At 37.1% G+C, this 17,749-nt stretch carries 24 protein-coding genes; 6 read left to right on the top strand and 18 right to left on the bottom strand.

Annotation, left to right across the window (positions count from 1 at the left end):
* Nucleotides 1-19: 19 nt before the first annotated feature.
* The 6 genes from dapF to H0184_RS08960 all read right to left on the bottom strand — a co-directional run bounded on the left by dapF (nt 20) and on the right by H0184_RS08960 (nt 4,301).
* A complete protein-coding gene (dapF, locus tag H0184_RS08985; RefSeq protein ID WP_221823586.1) occupies nt 20-1,000 on the bottom strand; it encodes a diaminopimelate epimerase in 981 nt (326 codons plus the stop codon).
* 63 nt (nt 1,001-1,063) lie between these two features.
* Entirely contained in the window at nt 1,064-1,849 is a 786-nt protein-coding gene (locus H0184_RS08980) for a hypothetical protein (protein ID WP_221823583.1), read from the bottom strand.
* Between the two features lie 142 nt (nt 1,850-1,991).
* Nucleotides 1,992-2,771 (bottom strand): ABC transporter permease, encoded by a 780-nt coding sequence (locus H0184_RS08975; protein WP_221823581.1) that lies wholly within the window; start codon nt 2,769-2,771, stop codon nt 1,992-1,994.
* Nucleotides 2,768-3,676, bottom strand: a complete 909-nt coding sequence (locus H0184_RS08970; RefSeq protein ID WP_221823579.1) for an ABC transporter ATP-binding protein — start codon at nt 3,674-3,676, stop codon at nt 2,768-2,770. The genes H0184_RS08975 and H0184_RS08970 overlap by 4 nt, the downstream gene beginning before the upstream one ends.
* Nucleotides 3,676-3,876: a PLDc N-terminal domain-containing protein gene (locus H0184_RS08965; RefSeq protein WP_221823577.1), complete on the bottom strand. Its 201-nt coding sequence runs from the start codon at nt 3,874-3,876 to the stop codon at nt 3,676-3,678. The genes H0184_RS08970 and H0184_RS08965 overlap by 1 nt, the downstream gene beginning before the upstream one ends.
* A gap of 101 nt (nt 3,877-3,977) precedes the next feature.
* Complete coding sequence (locus tag H0184_RS08960; protein WP_221823575.1) at nt 3,978-4,301, bottom strand: DUF4870 domain-containing protein; 324 nt, start codon at nt 4,299-4,301, stop codon at nt 3,978-3,980.
* Between the two features lie 171 nt (nt 4,302-4,472).
* Here H0184_RS08960 and H0184_RS08955 point away from each other — a divergent pair, with 171 nt between their 5' ends.
* Both H0184_RS08955 and H0184_RS08950 read left to right on the top strand, forming a co-directional pair.
* Nucleotides 4,473-5,600 (top strand): amidohydrolase, encoded by a 1,128-nt coding sequence (locus H0184_RS08955; RefSeq protein ID WP_221823959.1) that lies wholly within the window; start codon nt 4,473-4,475, stop codon nt 5,598-5,600.
* A gap of 309 nt (nt 5,601-5,909) precedes the next feature.
* Nucleotides 5,910-6,470 (top strand): GNAT family N-acetyltransferase, encoded by a 561-nt coding sequence (locus tag H0184_RS08950; protein ID WP_221823573.1) that lies wholly within the window; start codon nt 5,910-5,912, stop codon nt 6,468-6,470.
* A gap of 45 nt (nt 6,471-6,515) precedes the next feature.
* Here H0184_RS08950 and H0184_RS08945 read toward each other — a convergent pair whose 3' ends face one another.
* Entirely contained in the window at nt 6,516-6,674 is a 159-nt protein-coding gene (locus H0184_RS08945) for a hypothetical protein (protein WP_221823571.1), read from the bottom strand.
* A 124-nt stretch (nt 6,675-6,798) separates the two neighbouring features.
* On the bottom strand, nt 6,799-7,578 hold the full coding sequence (locus H0184_RS08940) for an SDR family oxidoreductase (RefSeq protein ID WP_221823569.1): 780 nt from the start codon (nt 7,576-7,578) through the stop codon (nt 6,799-6,801).
* 177 nt (nt 7,579-7,755) lie between these two features.
* On the opposite strand from H0184_RS08940, the gene H0184_RS08935 reads away from it, so the two are divergent.
* Nucleotides 7,756-8,220: an Hsp20/alpha crystallin family protein gene (locus tag H0184_RS08935; RefSeq protein ID WP_221823567.1), complete on the top strand. Its 465-nt coding sequence runs from the start codon at nt 7,756-7,758 to the stop codon at nt 8,218-8,220.
* Nucleotides 8,221-8,264: 44 nt separating this feature from the next.
* On the opposite strand, the gene H0184_RS08930 is transcribed toward H0184_RS08935, so the two are convergent.
* Nucleotides 8,265-8,723 carry a FixH family protein gene (locus H0184_RS08930; protein ID WP_221823565.1) on the bottom strand — a complete coding sequence of 153 codons (459 nt, stop codon included), beginning with the start codon at nt 8,721-8,723 and terminating at the stop codon, nt 8,265-8,267.
* A complete protein-coding gene (locus H0184_RS08925; protein ID WP_260631504.1) occupies nt 8,701-9,012 on the bottom strand; it encodes a hypothetical protein in 312 nt (103 codons plus the stop codon). The genes H0184_RS08930 and H0184_RS08925 overlap by 23 nt, the downstream gene beginning before the upstream one ends.
* A gap of 96 nt (nt 9,013-9,108) precedes the next feature.
* On the opposite strand from H0184_RS08925, the gene H0184_RS08920 reads away from it, so the two are divergent.
* Nucleotides 9,109-9,351: a DNA alkylation repair protein gene (locus H0184_RS08920; RefSeq protein ID WP_221823561.1), complete on the top strand. Its 243-nt coding sequence runs from the start codon at nt 9,109-9,111 to the stop codon at nt 9,349-9,351.
* 34 nt (nt 9,352-9,385) lie between these two features.
* On the opposite strand, the gene H0184_RS08915 is transcribed toward H0184_RS08920, so the two are convergent.
* Nucleotides 9,386-10,207 carry a hypothetical protein gene (locus H0184_RS08915; RefSeq protein WP_221823560.1) on the bottom strand — a complete coding sequence of 274 codons (822 nt, stop codon included), beginning with the start codon at nt 10,205-10,207 and terminating at the stop codon, nt 9,386-9,388.
* Nucleotides 10,208-10,271: 64 nt separating this feature from the next.
* Entirely contained in the window at nt 10,272-11,216 is a 945-nt protein-coding gene (locus H0184_RS08910; protein ID WP_221823559.1) for a CobW family GTP-binding protein, read from the bottom strand.
* 115 nt (nt 11,217-11,331) lie between these two features.
* Here H0184_RS08910 and H0184_RS08905 point away from each other — a divergent pair, with 115 nt between their 5' ends.
* Nucleotides 11,332-12,042, top strand: a complete 711-nt coding sequence (locus H0184_RS08905; RefSeq protein WP_221823558.1) for an AlbA family DNA-binding domain-containing protein — start codon at nt 11,332-11,334, stop codon at nt 12,040-12,042.
* A 37-nt stretch (nt 12,043-12,079) separates the two neighbouring features.
* On the opposite strand, the gene H0184_RS08900 is transcribed toward H0184_RS08905, so the two are convergent.
* The 4 genes from H0184_RS08900 to deoD form a co-directional block, all read right to left on the bottom strand.
* Entirely contained in the window at nt 12,080-12,865 is a 786-nt protein-coding gene (locus tag H0184_RS08900) for a hypothetical protein (protein ID WP_221823557.1), read from the bottom strand.
* Nucleotides 12,866-12,975: 110 nt separating this feature from the next.
* On the bottom strand, nt 12,976-14,463 hold the full coding sequence (locus H0184_RS08895; RefSeq protein WP_463674757.1) for a lmo1851 family serine protease: 1,488 nt from the start codon (nt 14,461-14,463) through the stop codon (nt 12,976-12,978).
* 143 nt (nt 14,464-14,606) lie between these two features.
* Nucleotides 14,607-15,410, bottom strand: a complete 804-nt coding sequence (locus H0184_RS08890) for a M15 family metallopeptidase (RefSeq protein WP_221823553.1) — start codon at nt 15,408-15,410, stop codon at nt 14,607-14,609.
* Nucleotides 15,411-15,518: 108 nt separating this feature from the next.
* Nucleotides 15,519-16,223, bottom strand: a complete 705-nt coding sequence (deoD, locus tag H0184_RS08885; RefSeq protein WP_221823551.1) for a purine-nucleoside phosphorylase — start codon at nt 16,221-16,223, stop codon at nt 15,519-15,521.
* 160 nt (nt 16,224-16,383) lie between these two features.
* On the opposite strand from deoD, the gene H0184_RS27620 reads away from it, so the two are divergent.
* Nucleotides 16,384-16,518, top strand: coding sequence for a hypothetical protein (locus H0184_RS27620; protein ID WP_260631503.1), 135 nt, complete (start codon nt 16,384-16,386; stop codon nt 16,516-16,518).
* A 44-nt stretch (nt 16,519-16,562) separates the two neighbouring features.
* Here the strand turns inward: H0184_RS27620 and H0184_RS08880 are convergent, their stop codons facing one another.
* The gene (locus tag H0184_RS08880) at nt 16,563-16,871 is read right to left on the bottom strand and encodes a YodL domain-containing protein (RefSeq protein WP_221823549.1); all 309 of its coding nucleotides are present in this window, start codon (nt 16,869-16,871) and stop codon (nt 16,563-16,565) included.
* Between the two features lie 98 nt (nt 16,872-16,969).
* Nucleotides 16,970-17,740, bottom strand: coding sequence for a sporulation protein (locus H0184_RS08875; protein ID WP_221823547.1), 771 nt, complete (start codon nt 17,738-17,740; stop codon nt 16,970-16,972).
* Between the last annotated feature and the right edge of the window lie 9 nt (nt 17,741-17,749).

The following is a 17,749-nucleotide window of genomic DNA, read 5'->3' as shown; positions in this document are numbered from 1 at the left end:
GTGACCTTGACCAACAATTTTACAATCCATTAACCTTTAGATAGGCTTGAGCTTCTGCCTGTAGTTTTTCGTAGGTTTTCTGCTCGGAAAAGTCTTCCTTTGAACGTACGGCAAAGGTTCTACCATCTAAATCAACATCAACCTGTGCTTGGTATAGATACGTTGCATTTCCAATCAAATCAATGTAGTAATCCTCATCGTTTTCGTGAACAACACATTGCACTTTTCCACCGTTATTATAGACATTAATAATTTCTTCTACATCATTTAACCCTTGTAGACATGTTACTAGCGAGGATGCTGACATTGCTGTACCACAAGCATTTGTGAAGCCTACCCCGCGTTCAAAAGTATTTACATAAATACTTCCCTCTTCCAATGATTTAACAAAGCTGACATTGACCCCATCAGGAAATAAATCATTGGGTTGATTCACTTTTTCACTAACTTGCTTTTGTACGCCGGATTTCAATTGCTCAGTATCCACTACCGAGATTAAATGTGGATTGGGAACTGCGAGTGCTGAAAACGTTAACTCCTGTGACAGCTCTGGAATTTTTCCATTTATTAAGTTTGGTTCATTTAGTTTCAATGGCAAATCACTCACTAAAAATGAAACCGGTGAGATTTCTACTTGGTAGGTGGTCACAGCGGGAAAGATATCTTGCTGTTTACTCACTTTTAAATCAGCCTTCATCGTTTCAATAACACCTTCACTGAGGCCTTTCATTTCACAAACATACCTGGCAACTAACCGAAGTCCGTTCCCGCACATTGATGCCTCGGAGCCATCACTGTTAAATACCCTCATTCTTCCGTCGGCATGATCGCTTTCCATAATAAAAAGAATCCCATCTGCTCCCAAATCTAAATTTCGGTTACATAACAAGCTAGCCAGCTCTGCTCTCTCAGCTTCAGAAAAAGAATAAGGATTGGATATTTCATCTATTAAAAGAAAATCATTTCCTGAACCATGGCCTTTAATTAAATCAATTAACACGATAAAAACCTCCGCAATTTTGATACCTAATTCTATCAAATATTTAGCAAGAATAACACTGCCTTACCTCTCAATAAAAAATTCATTAATCAAAAAGGACATCCTTAAGAGCTTGTCCTTTTCTGTTAAATTTTCTGAAAGTGTAAGAACGGGCGTATTGGCTTCAGGGAATAACCTGCTCCATTCAACAGGCATCCACCCCCGTCTCAGCCGTCCAACCTGCTGCCTTGTTTGATTGTAAACACATTCATCCATATAATATGCAGACCCTTCTACTGCGCCAATGAAAAGTCCATTCTCATCTATCATTTCTTTCTTATTTTTCAACCAGGATATCTTTTCTTTTTCATAACAGCCTGCAAAGTTCATATTTTGATCATAAACCTCAATGTTTAATCGTTTCAATTTCTTAATTTTATAAAAGCCCACAGTCTGTTCTAAGTTATTATAAAGCGCATATATTCTAGGTCTTCTAAACTGAAATATGCCTTTTTGCTTATACAACTTTATCATTCCTGCATGGTGTCCATCAGGAAAATAGAGATGCACACAGGGCTGCTGGTGGTTCATGAAAACAACTACAAGATGCCTGGCTTCAAATATATTTTGATAATAGTTTTGCGATTGAGTCATATTTTTCTCAATTGATATAGACTGTTTCATTTTAAAAAGATAGATTTGAAAACTGATGATGCTATAAACAACAAAAGGTATCGTTAATAACATAATCTGCTTATTTTGAAAAAAATATAGATTTCCAACACCGATTAATATTGCTGGAACTAAAGCTGCTATGCTTCCATTAAAGGTTAAATTGGCACTTCCACGGTAAAAATCATGTATTTTCATCCTGAAAACTCCTTATCATTCCCTGTTATATTTAGTCTATTAAACTAGGGTCAAAAAAATGATAGGAGTTTTTCTCTAAATCATTCTCACATTAAGAGAAAAAAAAGAAGCCAAATTCGGCCTCTCCAAAAGGATTACTCTATTACGCTGCCAGCTCTTTTTTCTTAAATAGAAATACACTTAACCAAAGGAGAAGAATAATAACTAAAATAGATAATATACTCGCAGGCATAGCATGTTCTGGAAGTTCACCTGCCGATAGTAATCCACTTGCATAACTAGTTAATTGTGCAGGGCTCCATTCTAGTAAATGTGAAAGTGCACCGCTGAAAATACTTACTACTAGAGTGAGCGCCAACGAAATAAAACCCGCCATTCCCGGCGCTAGGAGAGCAGAACTAAAGAATACAGTAATACTTAGGACTACAGTCAGCCATAACCCATATAAAACAAACGACTGCAGAAAGTCGCTAAATGCTACCCAGTCAAATAACTGTCCAGTATAATACCAAGTTGATAGATAGCCAATAAATAGTGAAAACCATACTAGCAAAAGGCTGCCGGCCCATTTCGATGTGACATAAGATAAATAAAAGACCGGTTTTACAAGAATCATTGCTGCCACTCCACTTTTTCTTTCACCAGCAATAACACCCATTGTGCTAAGAACAATAATTAGCACACCAAGAGTAGAGTATTGGCTGAGACCGGAAGCTAATACAGCCCCAGCAGTTGGAGGCGGTATATCAATAATCGCCCCTTCTGGCAGTCCGCCAAATGATTTTATGATTTGCGGCAAATAATAACTCGATACCGGCTCAGATACACCCAATAAGATAAAGGTAATAGGAACCCAGATCCATTTAAAATTTCTCCACATCTCAAGAATCTCTTTTTGAAATAGCGTCATCCACTGGCTCATTTTCCCACCACCTTCATAAATACATCCTCAAGAGTCATACTGCTTATTTCAAATTTATCCAATTGCCAGTCATTTTCAGAAATTAATTTTAAAAACCCTTTCCTAGCCTGCTCTACATTTGTAACAAAAACACTTATCCGATTTCCATCCACTAAAATGGATTGAGTTAAGGTATGATTTTTGAATGTGCTTTCCATATCAGCTGTTTTTTTGCGGAATATCAAATCTATCTTTGCTTGCTGGTGCCGCTCACGCAAGTCCTCCATCGTCCCTGACTCAACAATTTCACCATTATGTAGAAATAATATTTCATCACAAACTTCCTCAGCATCATTAAGAATGTGTGTCGAGAAAAGGATCGTTGTCTCCTTTTTCAAGCCTTCGAGAAGCTCTAACACTTCTCTTCTGCCAAACGGATCCAAAGCAGAAACGGGTTCATCCAGCATCACTAACTGCGGCCGGTGAATGATGGCTTGAGCGATTCCGAGCCTTTGTTTCATTCCGCCAGAATATTTACCGACTCTTCGATTTTTAGCATCACTGATACCAACAAGTTCTAGAAGCTCTATAGAACGCTCCTTCGCTTCTTTATTTGTTAAGCCGGCAAGTTTGCCTACATATTGAAGAAATTCAATTCCAGACATCCAGTCATAGAAAACAGGGAACTGCGGCAGGTAGCCAATTAAGTGGCGAATATCACCGTCTTTCTTAGCATCACTAAATGTTATAGAACCTTTTGTAGGCTTCATTATTCCTGATAACATGCGAAGCGTAGTCGTTTTACCTGCTCCATTGGGTCCAAGGAGGGCAATACACTTGCCCTTTTCAAGATTATAGTCCAGTCCTTTTATCACTTCATTCCCTTGAAAACTCTTCTTTACCCCTTGTATTTGTATGAGTGACATTAATCATTTCTCCTTCCAATCACAAAATAAAGAATAGGGCCAATGATATTAACAAAGATAATAATAAATACCCAAAGCAGCTTCGGACCATTAGTCTTTTCAATTCGCGATAAATCTACGAGTGATACAATCAGTAAGATAAGTTGAATAATAAATAATGGTGCAAGCAATCCCCAGTTAATTCCCTCTAATAATTCCATATTCTCTCCCCCTTATTTTGCTTTTTATAATAATATGACGTATGAACTATAAAAACGTTCAAAACCCAGCAAATTTTTTTTGCTGGGCAGGTTGGTCTATATTATTTTATTACTCTAAACACTAATGGGAATCTATATTCATTCCCTTCATAAGCTTTTACTGCAGCAATGATTGTAAATACTAAGGCCATAATTCCCAATATCCATAAGAGGAAGATTCCTACAAGAAGGAAGACTAAGATTCCGGATATAACGGAATAAACAGTGTATGAAATGAAAAAGTTAAAATATTCTCTTCCATGATAATTAATAAATGATGACTCATCCTTTTTTAATAACCAGATAACCAGCGGACCTATTAACGGGAAAAAAAGACTAACAACATAGAGAATTGCCGCAAGCATTCTTTCTTCACTTTTTACCATTATCGATTCCCCCAACGGAAATATTTTTTCTATCTTTCCCTAATACTTACGCTAATACCAGAAAAAGGTTTCGTAATTTTTTAAAAAATCACTCAATATACACTACCACTTCAACAGCTCAGTTGATAAAATAGTAAAAATACTATTTTATGTGTGTAGAAAGGTTAAATTATCATGAAAATACTTCTAAAGAATGCAAATGTTTATCCAATCACATCACAAAACATTCAAAATGGGGATGTCTTAATTGATCAAGGAAAAATATTAAAGGTGGGAAAAAATCTCGAATCAGATCCAACTGTCAAAATTATTGACTGTCAGAATCAATATCTTCTACCAGGGTTTATTGATGTTCATACCCATTTAGGTTTATATGATGAAGGAACTGGCTGGGCTGGAAATGATGCAAACGAAACGGCTGAGGCAATGACTCCGCATATAAGAGCCATAGATGGTGTTTACCCATTAGATCCTGCTTTTTCCGATGCGGTAAAAAGCGGCATCACAACTGCACATGTCATGCCTGGCAGTGCGAATGTAATTGGCGGAACTACTTCAGTGATAAAAACAACAGGGAAAAATGTAAAAAAGATGACAATCCAAGAAATTGCCGGCTTAAAGCTTGCACTGGGAGAAAACCCAAAAAGGATACACAGTCAGGGTAATAACGATTCAATAACAAGAATGGGAATCATGGGAATGCTCAGGGAAGCTTTCTATAAAGCAATCCATACAGATACTCCTGAGGATTTGAGAGTAGCTCCACTCGTCATGGCTTTAAAGAGAGACATTCCTGTCAGAATTCATGCTCACCGTGCTGATGATATTATTACTGCCTTGCGGCTCGCTGAGGAATTTAATCTAGATTTAAGAATTGAGCATTGTACAGAAGGACACCTAATTGCCAGCGAATTGGCTGGGATGAACTTAAAGGTTTCAGTCGGTCCGACCTTAACAAGGAGATCAAAAATTGAACTTAAAAACAAAACGTGGAAAACCTATCAAGAGCTAACAAATAACGGTGTCGAAGTATCGATTACAACTGATCACCCCTATACACCTATTCAGTATTTGAATATATGTGCGGGGATTGCGGTTCGAGAAGGTCTCTCGGAGCAAAAGGCACTTGAGGGAATCACTATCCTGCCTGCTAGGAACCTGAAACTGGACTCTCATTTAGGAAGCATTGATGAAGGAAAAGAGGCGGATTTAGTTCTGTGGACCCACCACCCTTTTCATTATCTGGCAAAACCAAAATGGACGATGATTGGCGGTGAAATCGTTTTCTCAGAAGAGTAGAAATTTGTTGAAATTTGCCAATAAATAATCTCAAAAAAACAGCAAAAAACCTATTTATTTTTTTTATTTTTTCTTGTATGATACTCTAAGTGAAACCGATAAAGGCCTAAAAATCTGGGGGGAAATCACATTATTTATCATCAACAAAAAAAATGATATAGGGAAGGCAAATGGTGCGCCACCAGTAATACCTGGTTCTAGTGGGTTCGATTCCCACCCCGAAATTTTTTAGTTTATCTGAATAAAAAATTTCGAGGGTGGGCCGCTTCTTTAGACATGGAATCGGATTGCCCGATGGAGGGAAATTCAATGCTTAAGAAACGAGATCTTCATGACAGCCAGGTATTATTCGAACTAATGTCGCATCCAGATGTCTTTCCTTTTGTGCGCCAAAAATGTGCTTCTTATGAAGAATTTATTTTCATGACCAAACAAACCATTGAAGCCGAAGAACGCGGTGAATGTATTTCGCGGACGATTCTGGATGAATGGGGCAACGCAATCGGCACGATAAATCTTTTTGATATCGAAAATAATGCAGGATTTTTAGGCACATGGCTTGGTAAGCCATATCATGGGAAAGGCTACAACAGCCCTGCTAAGGACGCCTTTTTCCAAGAAGCTTTTTATAGTATGGGAATAGAAACCATCTTTATGAGGATTCGTAAGGTAAATATCAGGTCTATTAAGGCTGCCGAAAAACTTCCTTACGTGGTTAAGGCAAACGAAACCAGAAAATCCCTGTACGAGCAATTAAATGCTGATGGTGATGTATATGATTTATATGAAATTCCTAAGGACCAATACTCTTTCTACCTGATGAGAAATGGTACTCCTCAAGAAGAACCTTCTCATTTGTTAGAGGCATAAGAAGCAATCGGACTAAGCCGATTGCTTCTTTTTTCTAAAATTATATTAATCCGTTACATCTTGCTGCATCACTGAATTAACGTCACTAAGACCCATGTGGAGCAAAAAATCTTCTAATTCCTCATTCGTTAATGTTTCAAAACGACCATCATGAAAAATTACTTGAGTTTGATTTGGATTAATTCGATTCATGTTAAAACTCATTATAGTTTGCTCCTTTCATAGATGTGTTACACCTATTATCCACAAAAGAATTGCAATTTATCCCATAAAATCGAATAGTTCAAAAATTTGTAAAAGAAACATCTTTTCTCTAATACAGAGTATTTCAAGTTGTTTTCCTTCCAGAAATGGCCTTCCCGAGAACATCCATTCCACCTGTTACGGGAATAATACTTCCTGTGATAAAATCAGATTTCTCATCTAAAAGAAAGGAAATAACTCTGGAGATGTCCTCCCCTGTTCCCACTCTCCCCACTGGCACGTTTTCACTTAAAATGGATTCTACAATATCTTTTTCCTTCCAATGGGAAATGATATCTCCTGGACATACCATATTAGCGGTAATCCCATTATTTGCTTCCTCCATGGCAATAGTTTTGGTTAGCGAAGCAAGGGCAGTTTTTGCAGCACCATATGCTGATCGATTAACCCAGCCAGGGGCTGTTTCTACTCGATCAAACCCCATTGTAATAATTCTTCCCCAGTGCTGACGCCGCATAAGCGGAATAATTTCTTTGGATAAATAAAAGACTGCATTTAGATTTCCATTAATTAAATAATTCCATTCTTCAATTGAATACTCCGTCATATTCTTCCTTTCATGGATGTATGGACCCGCATTGTGAATGACAACATCAATTGAGGAATACTTCAATAGGATTTGTTCAATGATATGAGAACAGTCCGACTGAGATGCTACATCCCCTTGTATTACTAAAATGCTATTTCCGTATTTTTCTTTGATCTCTTCTGACAATAGTATGGCTTCTTCCTTACTGCTACGATAGTTTATCGCTAGCTGATACCCTTCTTCTGCAAGCTGGAATGCCGTTTTTTTCCCTAAGCCAGTCGCTCCACCCGTAATTAAAGCAGTCTTTTTTTTCACCAGCCATTACCTCTCAATTTTGTCTTCTATCTTAAACTATATGAGTGCAATGTGTGTCCATTCCTTCGTTTTTTACTTTATTTGATTTTCTAGTTATATATAACGGTTTGCATCCTTTTTGCATAGTATAGCGTATCAAGTATTTGTTTGAAGTTTTCTGAAAAGGTGGAGGAAGTTATGTTCCCTTGGAGTTTTTTCCCTTTTAATAAGGACATGAAGAATAAGCTGCAGCATATGAAGCCTGATGAAATCGATCAATTTATTAAAGGTATAATGGGGAATGTAATGCCATCTCAATCAGGGGGAACTTTGAACACCGAGGACATTGTGAATCATTACAAACCCCAATCCTCCCATCAGACAAATGTATTAAAGTCAACAGCTTTTGAAACGCACGATTCTGTCTTTGTTAGAATACCGATTAAAGATGAGTCACTGCTAAAGGGTTTGCAGATTTATCATACAGCAAATCAGTTGATGGTGGAAAATATCCCAGAGTTAGGCAATAAGCATTCCATTACTCTTCCAGCAATGGTCAAAAAAAAGGGCTCCACTGCTAAATATAAAGACGGGATACTTGAAATTAGATTAATTAAAACCTATGATATTCAGTATTCACAAATTGATGTTACCGAAATTTAAAACGAAAAAGACAGCTATTAAATTGAAGCTGTCTGTTCCTTTTATTAGTGTCCTTCCATATTCATGCTATCTTTCATTTCGTCTGGATCCTCTGGTTCACTAGCTGTTCCAACAACGAATTCTTTCTTCGGCATATTGTGCATATCTCTAGCTGTTACGTGTGAAATAATGTAATACGTTCCTTCTTGTTCAAATGCCTTTTCCAAGCGATAGATTCCATCTTCAGAATGCTCGACTTCTATTTTCTCGTGTTTTTCATCCTTCGCTCTCCAAATCTCAAATTTCACCTCGTCTGCATCTTCCACATTCTCTTCGCCCTGTGTTACTTTTGCCTCAAAAATAATTGGTTCATTGGCTTTCCCATGTTCAGGAGTAACAGACAAATTCACCTCTACAAATTCTGGTAACTTATCATCTGCTTGCTCTTGTTTTTCCTTATTATTGCATGCACTGATTATCAATACAGATAAAACCATAAGACTAAGAAATAGTATTTTTTTCATGATTACTCCCCTTTATCAAATCCTCCATTACACGATTGTGCAGTTGAATTAGTGATACCTTTGCTTCGTTTGAAATCGTCGATTGTGTGATTCTGTTGATAGCAGAAAAGTATTTCTCAAATTTATTCTTTCTTATTCTCGGATGAGAGTTCTCATCAAGTAATTCTCTTTTTACTGCTTCTGTTAATGTTTCCTCACTGCTCCGATCTTTAGAAGCCAGTACACGATTATTCCATATCATTCGATATTCAGATAATAATTCATCATAATTGAAATCCCCTTTAGTCAAAAACCCCACCTCCATATATCCTCAATTGCAATGTTACATACTTTCAAACATTATTGCAAAAAATAGATTTTAACAACACTGCGAAAGGAGAAACTTATGTCAACACCTTATAAATGCCCAAATTGCAAAACCAATCGAAGCCGTTTTAATATCATTCAACAAGTTTCGCAATCTGTGAAGCTTGACCCGCAATCCGGTGAAGTGATGAAAGAATACAGTCAAAATGAATTAGAACCCTTTCACCTTCCGTACAACGGACCTGAATATCGAATCCAATGTGCCTCCTGCGGTCTAATTGAGGATGAGCGAACGTTCATTAAATTCGGAGAACAAGTTTAACAGAAAAAACACCTTTTGCTAAGGTGTTTTTTTGTTATTGTAGATTATTTTCTTTTAAAAACGATTCAGAGTCTACTTTCCATGCATCCATCGTAGAATAACGGATTAAGTGTATTTCACCACTGAAGTGCTGTCTTCCTCTATTTTTAATAAACCAATCTATTTCAACTGGGACGTCCATGCTTATTTCATTTTTTAAATCTTCGGCCGGTAATATCGGCATCCGAGTTATTCTTACATTTTCGATTTTCCCTAATATAGGTTTCCACTGTACCTTTTGCAATGAAATCAACTTTGAAGTATAAGCATCTTGCTGCTTTAGACCTGCTATATACGCTTCTACCGTCTCATAAGGTGACGTTTTACTTAAGTACTCTTCTAATTTTCCAGCAGCCTTATAGATCATCAACATATGTGAGAGGTCCATGGTGCTTGTCCGATGTGTTGTACTTCCGTAAAAATGGATACAAAAATGCCCTGGAAAATTATTCTTTAGGGCACCAGCTCCATGTGGCATTCCATGCATCGATCCCGCAATCCATTGGTCTTTACTTATTACGACGATGGCCCGTCGCTTCCAGCTCCACTTTCCCCCGTAGACCTTTTTCATAATCTTTGTGTCCTTGGGAGTCAATGGCTGTACATCGGCATGGCGGCTACCCGCACGCCTTTGAACTTTAAATTTCTTTCCTGATTCAAGATCAAGAACCGTAAACTTTGAGTATTTGGGCAAAATTTGATTAACATCTTCCCACGGCAGCATTTCAATTTTGTAGCTAATATTGGCTGCAGCATGAATTCCTTGACCATATAGGAGGAATAGAATTACCATTACAAGAACTGTTTTCTTCTTCATCTGTTCCTCCTTTACAATGTAAAATATCTACATTAAAAGAGTTACCTGAAGGAGAAATGTTCATTCATACTTCTCTTATTTTTTTGAAATGAATTTCAAGCGTTTGAAGCTGTTCCTCGATTTGTGACCAATCAGTTTTTTCGCCTATAAAAACAAGATTTAAGGGTAAATTCATCTCTTCCTTCATATATAGAGGCATTCCATACGAGTATTGAAAGAGATACGGTTTTGATACTGGATCAAATTTTATATAGCCTTTAATACGGTAGATGCTCTCCGGTAACTTCTTCAGGAAATCCTCAAAATCGGAATGACTGATTGGCCCCTGGAATTGATAAACAAAGGTAGATAAATTGAGTGCTTTTTGAGAAAAATTAGAACTCGATTTCTTTCCTAATGCTGAGAGTGTCAGTTTTCTCAACTCTTCAACGGAAACCTGAGAATAATTCGTTAACAAACAGCGGGCACCAGGGTTAATCCCTTGTATCTCAAAAATAATTTTTGATTGTTCTGATTCTGTCAGTTCATCCATTTTATTAATAAGAATATAGTCTGCATGTCTGACTTGTTCCAGCAGTAATTGTTGAAGCTGTGGACTCATCGCCCTTCTATCACGCCATCTTAATCCATCCACAGTCGTAACAATACCTTTTATCATAAACTGGTTAGCAAATATAGGTGAAAGTATAGCATCTAGAACTTCAACGGGGTGTGCTGCACCAGTGGTTTCTATATAGATTACTTCTGGTTTTTCATTTATCAATAGACCTTGCAGCTGTGCTTCAAGCTTGTCTTGAATAGAACAGCAGATACAGCCGCCTAATAGCTCCTTCAAAGCAACATCCTCATCCCGGGCAGCCTCGGAATCAATTGAAACCTTACCAAGTTCATTCATCATGACAGCTGTTTTTCTGCCTAATAACCGCTCATTTTCAAGCAATCTTTTTAAGAGTGTTGTTTTGCCGCTTCCTAAAAATCCAGATAATATATAAATCTCAGTATTATTCATCTGTACTACCTCATTTTCTTCTGATATTCCCTATTATAACTGAAATTGGGCTACCAACTAGATTGATATGGCTTATAATAGTAGTAAAAAGAATATTCAGAAAGGACCTTCTCTCATGATCTATGAGTATGTCTATCCAAAAAGTCTCTTACACTTCATAAAAAACCCTTCTCATGAATCCTTAAAAGACCTTCTCCTTCACAATACAGGTGAAACAGATTTTCTAGATTTTAAAACGAAATGGACCGAATTACCAAAGATGGCAAAACATGTTCTTGCAATTGCAAATTCGGGCGGCGGTTGTATCATTGTTGGTGTAAGTCAAAATGATGAGGGGTCCATTTCCTTAACTGGTTTAAACGAAGATGATTTTTTAGATAAAGCAGATATAGATAATAAACTGGCAAACTTACTGCCAAAATACTTAAAATATCGGACGGAAGATTTTTATTTTAGTGGTAACCAGCAGACATTAAGCAACAAAAGGTTTCAGGTACTCATTATTGAATATGACCCAAAATATGTACCCTATACATCCGTAGTTCAGCGAAATGAACTTCGTTATGGTGCCATATATGTTAGACAAGGTACAAAATCTCTCGAAGCAACAAATGACAGGCTGGTTGAAATTATTTTACGTAAAGTCCAATCAGGAGGTTCTGGCGTGAATGAATACACACTAAAAGAACACCTTGACCAATTAAAGGAGTTATACGAGGAGCATGCCTCACAAAAAGAAAATGAATACCGTCAATTTATTTCAGAATTGATTGAACGTAAAAAAGAGAGAATCAGGCAGCTGTTAGATATCCTTCCAGAAAATTAATGAGAAAGCGAACTCAGTCATTCACTTTTTCATTCTCCTAATATTTGTCTTGTTCGCCGTCTAACATTTTGTTTGCGTTTTCGAATTTGTTATTACTAACAGCCATTAAGTCAACCTGTTCGATTGAAGTGACTGGGTTCATCATCACAGACAATCCCAAATCCATTAATTTACCTTTTCCAATGTCTGTTTTTACACTTTTTAATGCTTCATTTAGAACCTGCGGTGCTAAAGATAGTATCTTTTCAGCCGAGATCTCTTCCATTAACTCTTCTTTTAATGCCAAAAACATTGGACCGTATTGGTCCGCAGAATCAGGATTCATTTTCAGCTGCTCTAGGTAGTTTACAAAATCCTCTCCCTTTAGTAATATCCTTTCACCAGCTAAATGCCCATCATTATCTGTATCCATTTCAATCCCATTTGGAGCAAGTAAATCAATCACAGCCCCAACGCCTGAAGTATCATAGATAAAACAATAATCAATCTCAATTTGGTATTTTTCTGCTGCCTCTTTTTTCAATGTCTCTAATTTTGCATCTTTATCAACAGTTGGAATTAATAGTGAACCAAATTCCATTTTATTATTGGATTTATCATATTTCAGAACCATAGCTGATTGTGTTGATCTTATAAGTTCATTACTCTCCTCCAAAATAAGAAAGGTTTCTATCTTCCTTTCACTTTGTGTTGAATCCTTTACTTTTTCCAGAAAAGGGATACTCTTTGTATGTTTGCCCTCATTATCACTTTGAAAAAATGACTGTAATGGACCAAAGCCAAGAAATGAAAAAACAATAACAGCAATGATTAATTTTTTCATGAGGTCATCACCTAGTTTCTTTTTTCTATCCATTGTCGGAACTTTAATCAAAGATTATACTTCTAGTCGTAAAAAAGCCTGAACCATCAACACTGGTTCAGGCCATTTCATTATTTCATTTCCTCTTTAAGCACTTCAATCGCTTTTAAGAGCTGGGTATCATTTGCTTGAATCATTTCTCTTAATTTTTCCATTAATTTAAAGGTAGCGTCACCTTTTAAGACACCATCAGCAGGCAGGCCATTTGCTGTTTGAAAGCTTATTACTGCCTCTTGCGTTTTCTCATCGAAGAATCCATCTTCACGCCCCGGGTCAAACCCGATTGCTTTTAACATCTTCTGTGCAGATTCCACCTCTGATGATGAGCTGGAAAGCTTAAGTTCTTTATCAGGGTTAATGATTGGCAATGTCGCATATTCTGGGAGTGGAACCTCAATATCCGGCTTAATCCCTTTTTTATGAATCCAATTTCCCTTTGGTGTGAGCCATTTTGCTGTTGTAAATTTAATGTTTGAGTTGTCAGGAAAATCCTTTGCAGTCTGTACGGTTCCTTTGCCAAAGGTAGTTTCTCCTACAAGCTTTACTCCAGCAGATTCACTAACTGCACCCGCTAGGATTTCAGAAGCGCTGGCACTTCCTTTATCAATTAACACTACTAATGGAAAGTTGGGATCTCCATCATTTTGTGAAGGATATTCCTCAGTCTTGCCGTTCCGATCTTCTACTTTTAAAATTAGTTTTCCTTTAGGGACAAACATACTTGAAATACTAATTGCTTCATCTAAAAGTCCACCTGGATTTTGGCGTAAATCCAATACTAAACCTTTCATTCCCTGTTTCTGAAGTTCATTCAATTTTTCTGCAAGATCCTTTGAAGTATTAGTAGAGAAACTTGTAATTTGAACCTTAGCAATACCGTCTCCTTCCATGTCACCATAAACGGTTTCAATTGGAATGTCATCACGAATTATCGGTACCTTTACCGGGGTATCTGATCCTGGACGTTGAATGGTCAATTCCACCTTTGTTCCTTTTTTCCCACGGATAATCATTACTGCTTCTGTCGAAGTCATTCCCTGAAGGCTTTTTCCATCTACAGACGTGATAATATCATTCGGCCTTAAACCGGCTCTTTCAGCTGGTGATCCTTTAATAGGTGAGACTATCATGATATGTCCGTCTTTCTCTTGAATCTCTGCACCAATTCCTTGGAAGGAAGAGTTAATAGAAGAATGGAATTGTTCTGCCTCCTCCACACTCATATAGTCCGTATAAGGATCATCTAAAGCTTTTACCATTCCATCTATAGCGCCATTGATAAGTTTTTTCTGATCAAGTTCCTCAAAATATCCACTCTTCAATGTATCATAGGCAGTGTAAAGCTTATCAAATTCTGACCTTTCAGTACCTACAGTAATGACTTTTTCATCTCCAAACGATAGGGCAAAGGCAGTTATTCCGGTTGACAACAGTACTAGGAAAAACAATATTAATATAAAATGAAATTTCTTTATACGTACATACCCAGATTTCTTTTCATTTACTTGTTCTTGTTCGAGATTTTCTTGTTCAACATTATGTTCATCCAAAGATTTCACCACTTTCATTCTCCAAAAAATAATATGTAAAAAACTCAGCCCTTAGTGACTAGAATAACATCTTTTATAAAAAATTAACAAAGAAAAGTAATAGATAAAGTAAAAGCGGCACTTCCATTTGATAGGCGTGCCGGGATTACTATTTATATTTTCTTTACCTCATTAAAATATTCCTCTAAAGTCCAGTTGTGTTCGTACATTATTCTTGCAGCTTTTTCTCCAACATAACGGAAATGCCACGGCTCATACATGTAATTCGTAATAGCGGTTTTCTCTTTTGGGTATCTAAGGATAAACCCAAAGCGATGAGCGTTTTCTTTAAGCCATTTCCCTTCTGGTGTATTAGCGAAGGCTGTATTTAAATAGAATCGATTTGATTTACTCGATATATCCATAGCTAATCCAGATTGGTGCTCACTCGCACCTGGAATAGCTACAGCTTGCTCCGCTTTTTCGCTGCCTACTCTCTCTACTTCTGCATCATACAAACTTTTTTGACGGACGTATGAACGGTAACCCGATACAGCATAAAGTTCAATGCCATATTCAGCAGCATCTTTAAACATTATTTCTAAAGCTTTCGCAGCATCTCTTCTCATTAAGCTTTTTTCCGTGCCTATATCTTTAAAAGAAAACGCCACATCCGGTTTGACGAGATCATCAGGGACATAATCTGCTGGGAAGAAAAATTCCTTGTTAACCAACGCCATGACATTCGTTGAATTTTGGATAACATTTTTGCCATCTACTTCTTTAATATCATTAAAAAATATTGATTCTAAACTGAGTGGATCATCTATGGGAATTTCTTCTTGTTGGGTTTGTTGGTTATTATTGCTAGAGTCATTAGAAGCGAATGGGAGCTTATCTACTAGTGAATTGATTTGACTGCACCCGCTAAAGAGAAGGGTCATCGAACCAATCATTACAACATTTTTCCATATCATTATTCTCACCTATACCTATCTATCTTCATTTACTTTATGCACTATATCTATTTTTACCAAAAAGGTCAATGAGAAAACCTCTTTCAATCATGAAAGAGGTCGTTTTTCCTATTCTTTTGTCGCTGCTTCTAATGCAACTTCAATCATATCATTGAAAGTTAATTGTCTCTCTTCAGCTGTTGTTTCCTCGCCAGTTAAAATATGGTCACTTACCGTCAGGACGGACAATGCTCTTCGATTGAATTTAGCCGCTAAAGTATATAAAGCTGTTGTTTCCATCTCAATAGCGAGAATCTGGTATTTAGCCCATTTTTCAAGTTCTGCATTGTCATTGTAAAAGGAGTCTGCGGTAAATATATTTCCTACTTTCAGGTTAAGCCCTTTTTCTATACCTGCATCATAGGCCTTTTTAAGGAGGTCAAAGTTTGCACAAGGAGCAAAATCGACTCCCCCAAAAGTAAGACGATTCATATTAGAATCGGTCGAACTAGTCATTGCCAATATAACATCGCGGACCTTTACATCCTTTTGGATAGCACCGCAAGTGCCGACACGGATTAAATTTTGGACATTGTAACTGTTCATTAATTCATTCACATATATCGAGATTGAAGGGACACCCATTCCAGTCCCTTGAACTGAAATTCTCTTACCCTTATATGTACCAGTATAACCAAACATATTTCTTACTTCATTGTAGCATTCTGCACCTTCTAAGAAAGTTTCTGCAATATATTTAGCCCTTAATGGGTCTCCTGGCAGTAATACCGTTTCAGCAATTTCGTTTTCTTTCGCACCAATATGTACACTCATAATAATGAATCCTCCAATCATTTAAAGTGAAGTTAGTAACTTCACACTAGTCAATATATCACAACCCTTTTGGAATGAAAAACCATTCACTGAAAAGGTCATGAATTTTTTTATTTGTGGGAAGCTATTTTTAGATTATCCAAAGGAGGTTAATTAAATTATGGGAAAAAAGAATAGAGCTCAAACGAATCGTCCAAAGAAAAATAACCATGTTCCACCTGAAGCGATCGAAGCGGAACATGCAGCACATGATAAAGAATTTAGTGCTGCAGGCGGGAGAAAGAAAAGAGGTTAATACGACAAGAAAACCTAAGGATTTATACTCCCTTAGGTTTTCTTTTATCTAATCATTATTCGATTTACAGGCTGCCAGCCACCAGGCTTTAATTGATAATAATGCTGTCCACGGCGTCCCTCATCAATTAAAATGATATCTCCTGTGGCAAGAAATCGCCCATTATAATTTGGTGGTATTCGATCAGTGACATTAAAAAGACTAAAAGTTTTCTCTAAACAACTTTCATGGTTTCCTGCGTGAATGAAGGTACGATAAACTGGTTTGTACCCTTTATATTCCCTGTATTTTGGAGTTTGAAAGATTGTCACATCATATTGAATACTCGTTCTTCTGGTTATCGCCTTGATCATCTTATCCCCTCCAATCATTAAGTAATGTGTATTACATTAATAATTAGAGATAGGCATAGAAGAATCCTTCAGAGAATCATGTCTTATTTTGTCGATAATTAAGAGAATCTTTGAATAACACTCTGAATTTGCTGTTGCAGGCTTGGTATATCGGCAGAAGTTACCGTTAATCTTACATTACTTTCGTCTAAACCTGCAGCTTCTGCAAATAATCCACCCAAACCACGAGCACGGCGGTCAACCTGTAAAAGTAATTCCATTGCACCATTTCCTGATGGCCGGAAAACGACTTCAAGCTCATCTAACCTTCCACGGAATGGTCCAGATGTTGGTACATATTCAAATTCTTGAACAAATGGCAGGCGTCCGCGTAATTTGTAGGATGCTTCTTCACAATCAGCTTCGCGTAAACGGAATCCCATGCTGTCAATTGCATTAAATACTGCATTCATTAATTGATTCGGGACAACGTTAATATAGTCCTTATCACCAGGATCTACTGCATTCTTAATATCTAGTCCTGTTGTTACCCAGATTTTTGACCTTCCGATAGATAGAGGTGTATCTAATGGAAGCTGGAAGGAAAATGGGATTTCTTTTCTTTCGTTTTTATTCATTACAAATGGGCTTGTAATCCGGAAACGCTCGATAGTAGCAGTTACATTATACTTTTTATCATCTGATTCTTTTAAATAGGTAGTGTTTAATGATAAATAGATATCATCTACTTGTTGATCTACCTTCCCGCCTTTAATTTCTACAACACCGTTTACAGTGTCGCCAGGTGTATACGTATCTCTCTCAAGTTTAGTGTCTACCGTGGCAGACCCTATTCCTACACTAGCAAATACTTTGTCAAAAAAAGACATTTTTATTTC

This window comes from Neobacillus niacini, assembly GCF_019749295.1.
Lineage (GTDB): Bacteria > Bacillota > Bacilli > Bacillales > Cytobacillaceae > Neobacillus > Neobacillus niacini_D.
Note: the sequence above shows the minus strand (reverse complement) of the source record. Positions and strands in the feature narration are given on the sequence as shown.

What these genes read in the sequence shown, in the direction of transcription:
- H0184_RS08975 (WP_221823581.1), bottom strand. Translation starts at nt 2,771, where the DNA reads ATGAGCCAGTGGATGACGCTATTTCAAAAAGAGATTCTTGAGATGTGG.
- H0184_RS08945 (WP_221823571.1), bottom strand. Translation starts at nt 6,674, where the DNA reads ATGAGTTTTAACATGAATCGAATTAATCCAAATCAAACTCAAGTAATT.
- H0184_RS08935 (WP_221823567.1), top strand. Translation starts at nt 7,756, where the DNA reads ATGTTCCCTTGGAGTTTTTTCCCTTTTAATAAGGACATGAAGAATAAG.
- H0184_RS08910 (WP_221823559.1), bottom strand. Translation starts at nt 11,216, where the DNA reads ATGAATAATACTGAGATTTATATATTATCTGGATTTTTAGGAAGCGGC.
- deoD (WP_221823551.1), bottom strand. Translation starts at nt 16,223, where the DNA reads ATGAGTGTACATATTGGTGCGAAAGAAAACGAAATTGCTGAAACGGTA.
- H0184_RS08880 (WP_221823549.1), bottom strand. Translation starts at nt 16,871, where the DNA reads ATGATCAAGGCGATAACCAGAAGAACGAGTATTCAATATGATGTGACA.
- H0184_RS08900 (WP_221823557.1), bottom strand. Translation starts at nt 12,865, where the DNA reads ATGAAAAAATTAATCATTGCTGTTATTGTTTTTTCATTTCTTGGCTTT.
- H0184_RS08970 (WP_221823579.1), bottom strand. Translation starts at nt 3,676, where the DNA reads ATGTCACTCATACAAATACAAGGGGTAAAGAAGAGTTTTCAAGGGAAT.
- H0184_RS27620 (WP_260631503.1), top strand. Translation starts at nt 16,384, where the DNA reads ATGGGAAAAAAGAATAGAGCTCAAACGAATCGTCCAAAGAAAAATAAC.
- H0184_RS08875 (WP_221823547.1), bottom strand. Translation starts at nt 17,740, where the DNA reads ATGTCTTTTTTTGACAAAGTATTTGCTAGTGTAGGAATAGGGTCTGCC.
- H0184_RS08905 (WP_221823558.1), top strand. Translation starts at nt 11,332, where the DNA reads ATGATCTATGAGTATGTCTATCCAAAAAGTCTCTTACACTTCATAAAA.
- H0184_RS08920 (WP_221823561.1), top strand. Translation starts at nt 9,109, where the DNA reads ATGTCAACACCTTATAAATGCCCAAATTGCAAAACCAATCGAAGCCGT.
- H0184_RS08950 (WP_221823573.1), top strand. Translation starts at nt 5,910, where the DNA reads ATGCTTAAGAAACGAGATCTTCATGACAGCCAGGTATTATTCGAACTA.
- H0184_RS08930 (WP_221823565.1), bottom strand. Translation starts at nt 8,723, where the DNA reads ATGAAAAAAATACTATTTCTTAGTCTTATGGTTTTATCTGTATTGATA.
- H0184_RS08890 (WP_221823553.1), bottom strand. Translation starts at nt 15,410, where the DNA reads ATGATATGGAAAAATGTTGTAATGATTGGTTCGATGACCCTTCTCTTT.
- H0184_RS08960 (WP_221823575.1), bottom strand. Translation starts at nt 4,301, where the DNA reads ATGGTAAAAAGTGAAGAAAGAATGCTTGCGGCAATTCTCTATGTTGTT.
- H0184_RS08980 (WP_221823583.1), bottom strand. Translation starts at nt 1,849, where the DNA reads ATGAAAATACATGATTTTTACCGTGGAAGTGCCAATTTAACCTTTAAT.
- H0184_RS08915 (WP_221823560.1), bottom strand. Translation starts at nt 10,207, where the DNA reads ATGAAGAAGAAAACAGTTCTTGTAATGGTAATTCTATTCCTCCTATAT.
- H0184_RS08965 (WP_221823577.1), bottom strand. Translation starts at nt 3,876, where the DNA reads ATGGAATTATTAGAGGGAATTAACTGGGGATTGCTTGCACCATTATTT.